Source organism: Streptomyces sp. BE303 (assembly GCF_036290945.1).
Classification (GTDB): domain Bacteria; phylum Actinomycetota; class Actinomycetes; order Streptomycetales; family Streptomycetaceae; genus Kitasatospora.
Genome location: NZ_JAQYWZ010000274.1, coordinates 1 through 4,016 on the forward strand (window position 1 = coordinate 1; position 4,016 = coordinate 4,016).

The 4,016-nt window shown below is 73.9% G+C and carries 7 protein-coding genes; 3 read left to right on the forward strand and 4 right to left on the reverse strand.

Features of this window, described 5'->3' with window-relative positions; translation table 11 throughout:
* Both PUR56_RS01980 and PUR56_RS01985 read left to right on the forward strand, forming a co-directional pair.
* On the forward strand, nt 1-399 hold a 399-nt coding region (locus PUR56_RS01980), incomplete at its 5' end, for an NUDIX hydrolase (protein ID WP_329947585.1).
* Between the two features lie 122 nt (nt 400-521).
* Nucleotides 522-728 (forward strand): DUF397 domain-containing protein, encoded by a 207-nt coding sequence (locus tag PUR56_RS01985; RefSeq protein WP_329947586.1) that lies wholly within the window; start codon nt 522-524, stop codon nt 726-728.
* A 60-nt stretch (nt 729-788) separates the two neighbouring features.
* Here PUR56_RS01985 and PUR56_RS01990 read toward each other — a convergent pair whose 3' ends face one another.
* The 4 genes from PUR56_RS01990 to PUR56_RS02005 all read right to left on the reverse strand — a co-directional run bounded on the left by PUR56_RS01990 (nt 789) and on the right by PUR56_RS02005 (nt 3,215).
* A complete protein-coding gene (locus tag PUR56_RS01990; protein WP_329947587.1) occupies nt 789-1,328 on the reverse strand; it encodes a hypothetical protein in 540 nt (179 codons plus the stop codon).
* A 65-nt stretch (nt 1,329-1,393) separates the two neighbouring features.
* Nucleotides 1,394-1,768, reverse strand: coding sequence for a hypothetical protein (locus PUR56_RS01995; RefSeq protein WP_329947588.1), 375 nt, complete (start codon nt 1,766-1,768; stop codon nt 1,394-1,396).
* Nucleotides 1,769-1,904: 136 nt separating this feature from the next.
* Nucleotides 1,905-2,270 carry a S26 family signal peptidase gene (locus PUR56_RS02000; protein WP_329883381.1) on the reverse strand — a complete coding sequence of 122 codons (366 nt, stop codon included), beginning with the start codon at nt 2,268-2,270 and terminating at the stop codon, nt 1,905-1,907.
* Nucleotides 2,271-2,387: 117 nt separating this feature from the next.
* Nucleotides 2,388-3,215, reverse strand: coding sequence for an arylamine N-acetyltransferase family protein (locus PUR56_RS02005; RefSeq protein WP_329947589.1), 828 nt, complete (start codon nt 3,213-3,215; stop codon nt 2,388-2,390).
* Nucleotides 3,216-3,499: 284 nt separating this feature from the next.
* On the opposite strand from PUR56_RS02005, the gene PUR56_RS02010 reads away from it, so the two are divergent.
* Nucleotides 3,500-3,982 carry a hypothetical protein gene (locus PUR56_RS02010; RefSeq protein ID WP_329947590.1) on the forward strand — a complete coding sequence of 161 codons (483 nt, stop codon included), beginning with the start codon at nt 3,500-3,502 and terminating at the stop codon, nt 3,980-3,982.
* Nucleotides 3,983-4,016: the final 34 nt, after the last annotated feature.

Here is a 4,016-nt window from a genome sequence, read left to right on the forward strand (position 1 = left end):
CTCCTCGTCGCCACCACCTACCGCTCCGGCCTCATGCTCCCCGGCGGCAGCGCCGAAGCCGACGAACTCCCCCACCTCGCCGCCCGCCGCCACACCGAAACCGAAACCGGCCTCGTCCTCCCCCTGCGCTCCGTCCTCGCCGCCGACTACGTCGACGCCCGACACCTCCCCGAAGCCGTCAACTTCGTCTACTGGGGCGGCCGACTCACCCCCGCCCAGGAATCCACCGTCGCCCGCCACCGCCCGCCCCGCACCATCACCGCCGTCCACTGGCTCCACCGCGCCCAACTCGCCGACGCCATGACCCCCGACCATCACCACCGCACCACCCAGGCCCTCGACGCCCTCGCCCGAGGCGCCCACCTCCCCTTCCTCCTCCGCGGCATCCCCGCCGAATGACACCAAAACGCTCGCGCAGGGGGTCGCAGCCGGGCAGGGCGCGGGTACGGTCGAGAGACGGTTGAAGCGCCGTCGAGGGCGGCGTCCCCGGAGGTAGGCATACGGCGGAAAGGAACTGCCCGATGAACTCCGAACTGTCCCAAGCGTCTTGGTTCACGTCGTCCTACTCCACCAACGGCGGTGAATGCGTGGAGGTCTCCGTGAGCTTCCGCGGGGCCGTTCCGGTGCGTGACTCCAAGGATCCCCACGGTCCGGCTCTCGTCTTCCCCGCCGACGCCTGGCACTCCTTCGTCGGCGCCGTCCGGTCCGGCGAGTTCGGCACCGTCTGACACCTGGTTCGCGCGTCGGCCCCGACCGGTGGGACCGGTCGGGGCCGACGGCTTTCAGGGTCAGGGTCGGTCGGTGGTGCCGAGGGCGTGGTCCTTGAGGAAGGCTCCCGCGTGGGCCGCGGCTTCCTCGGTGGTCGCGTACCGGGCGCCGTCGCCGGCGGTGCCCGGCGTGCCGTCCGCACCCGTTCCGGTCCACCGCCAGCCGCCGTCCGGGAGCGGTGTCAACCGGGCTGTTCCACCGAAGAGGTCGAGTGCTCGGGGCTCCGCCTTCGGGGTCTCCGGGCGGCTGACGGCCTCGGGCCACTTCTTGCGGGCGCCCTGCCGGGTGATGCCCCACACGGCGCCCAGCTGCTCGTAACTCGCACCGTAGGAACCGGCGGTGGCCGCCGCGTGGGCGGTCAGGCGCTTGACCTCGGCGTCCACGACCTTCCACGCGGCGAGGACGGAGAGCGTGATCTCCGCGGGCTCCGAGGCCCACATGCGTTCCGGGGGGAGGCCGCTCTCCCGGGAGCGGATGGCCGTGGCCAGGGGATTCAGCGCCTCGTAGAGGGCCTTGTCGAGTTCCGCCTGCTCTTCGGGGGTGATCTCGGGCATCGCCATGCGGTAACCATAGTTTACGAACCCCGGAATCGTAAACCAAAGTTACCGAGATGGTGGGCGGTGACTCAGCGCCGCCGCCCGGCCCCCTCCACCCCCTCCGCCGCGATCCGCCGGGCCCGGTGGCCGACGGCGCGCCAGGCGCCGAAGACCGGCAGCGTCACCAGCGCCACCCCGAACGCCTGGTGGATGCGCCGGTCCACCAGGGGGACGCAGTCGTCGTCCCGGTAGTGACGGGCGGCGGCGTCGAAGAACACGGGCGAACCGCAGTGCATCGACCCGGTGCGGTGGTCCACCGAGGCTGGCAGGAAGGCGAGGCCGAGCGCCCACAGCCACCCGGCCGCCGCCGGGAGCCCCAGCGCGTACCGGCTCCAGCGGCGCGCGCGGTCGGCGTGCCGCCACGCCCGCTCCTCACGCGCCCCCGGGTGTTCGGCGATCCCCACGTGTTCCCCCGTCCCGTCGGCGCCACTGCCGGAACGAGCATCTCACCCCGGTCCAGCAGTTCAACGTCGCTCCGGTGAAAGGCGGTTCGGCTGCCGGTGGGCCGACGGGGAGGTCCGGGCGGAGGCCCGGCCGGGGTCAGGGGCCGCCGGGGGAGCCGGCCGTGCGGACCTTGCCGACGGTGCCGGACCGCGGAGTGCCGTCGACCGCCACGCAGATGCCGAAGACCCGGGCGTGGCCGGTCCAGCCGTTGACGCGGCCCCGGTTGTTGCTGATCTGGACCCGGTTCCCGGCCGGGTCCAGGGCCGACACCAGGTGCAGGTACACCGTGCCGGCGACCCTGGCGAGCACGATGTCCCCGACCTCCAGCTTCGACGGGTCGACCGGGGCGACCGTCACCGGCTGCCGACTGCGGATCAGCGGGACCATCGATGATCCGCTCGGACGGAACGAGACGGTTGCTCCCCCGGCCACCCGGCCGGCCACTGCATCCAACGCACCCATCCGGCGATCGTGGCAGGTCCGGCCCCTCAAGCCCACCGGATTTCGCACCGCCCACCCCGCATGAGAAGTCGGACCGGCCGACTTCTCATGCCGGTCCTGCGGCCGGTGGCGGCCCTCTCAGCGCTGGGGGCGGATGTCGGACGGTGCGGCGATACCGAACTCGGACGCCAGCAACTCCCTGATCCCGTCGGGTCCGTCGACCTCCTCCACGGTGGTCGTCCCGTCGGGCCGTGTGCGGGTGAGGGTGGTCGCGTCGAGGCTCAGGTGGCCCGTGGCGTGGGTGCGCTGGACGAACAGGCGGCGGAACGGCGAGCGCGGGTGGGTCGCCACGTGCCAGTTGGCGACCCCGATGTCGGTGGCGGGAGCGTGGTCGAGGGTGAAGGAGACCAACTCCTCCCACCTGTCCGCCGCGTCGGCCGCCGTGCGTGTCCTGGCCTGGAGGACCCAGACCGGTGCGGGGCCGTCCTCCTCCTCGACGACCAGGCGGTTGAACCGGCCCAGCCCCTCCCGGACCAGGCCGGGAATCATCGGCAGCGGCTCCAACAGGGAACGGGCGGAGCCGAATCCGACGTCGACCAGGTGTCGGCCGCCCTCGCCCGGCACCCGGACCGCCAGCACCATGTGGGTCCGGGGGCGGACCTCGCCGGGGCGGGCGCCGAGCCGGACCCGGCCGGTCAACCGGGTGACCTCGAAGCCCACCTGTTCCAGCACGGCGGCGAACAGGGTGTTGTGCTCGAAGCAGTAGCCGCCGCGGGAGCCTTCGACGAGTTTGGCCTGGAGGTCGGCGAGGTCCAGCGAGGGGACCGAGCCGACGACCACGTCGATGCTCTCGAACGGGATGCCGAGGACGTGCGCGTGGTGCAGGGACCGGAGGGTCACGAGGGTGGGCGCCCGCTCGCCGTCCCATCCGATACGTGCGAAGTACTTCTCCAGATCAACGGTCATACGGCCACGGTACGGACCGGGCCGGGCCCCGGCTTCCGCCTCTGGTTGCGATCTTGGTGGACCGCGCGACCTAGGACCTCCGGGATCCACCCCTCCGGGGCCCGTCCTGGCGTGCCGCACCGGGCCCGGATCCCGTCACCCGACCGGCGCCCGAGGGCCGTTACACAGACGATGGGCGGCCGTGACACGACCGGCCGGGGACCGCGACACGGCGCTCCTAACGTCACTCACGACGCACCGGCCGCACCGGCCGGAACCAGCGTCCCGATGAAGGAGCGAACCGTATGACCAGCCGTACCCGTCGTGCCCCCGCCCGCCGCGTGCTCGCCGTCTGCGCCCTGACCGGGGCCGCCCTCCTGACCACCTTCACCGGCGGGCAGGCGTGGGCCGACGGTTCCCCCGCGCCCGCCCCGGCCACGCCCACCGCAGCCGCCCCGGCGGCCCCGCACGCCCCGGTCACGCCCACCGTCGTCCCCCCGGGGGCTCCGGCCCCGGGTACCACGCCCACCGCGGTCCCCTCGGCGAAGGCCGGCTCCGACGGTCCGGCCGTCCCCCGGGTCACCCCGACCCACCCGCCCACGACCGGGGCGGTCGGCGGCCCGCCGCAGGTCCGTGAGGTGCCCAAGGGCGCCGCCCAGGCCGGTGACGGATCCGGCTCGACCGGCTCCTCCGGCCTCATGCTGGCCGGCGGCGGCACCGTCGCGGCCGTCGGCGCCGCCGCGCTGGGCTTCGCCCTCCTGCGCCGCCGTTCCGGTGCGCGCGGCTGACAACGGCCCCGGGCCCTCAGGGCGTCCCGTCGTC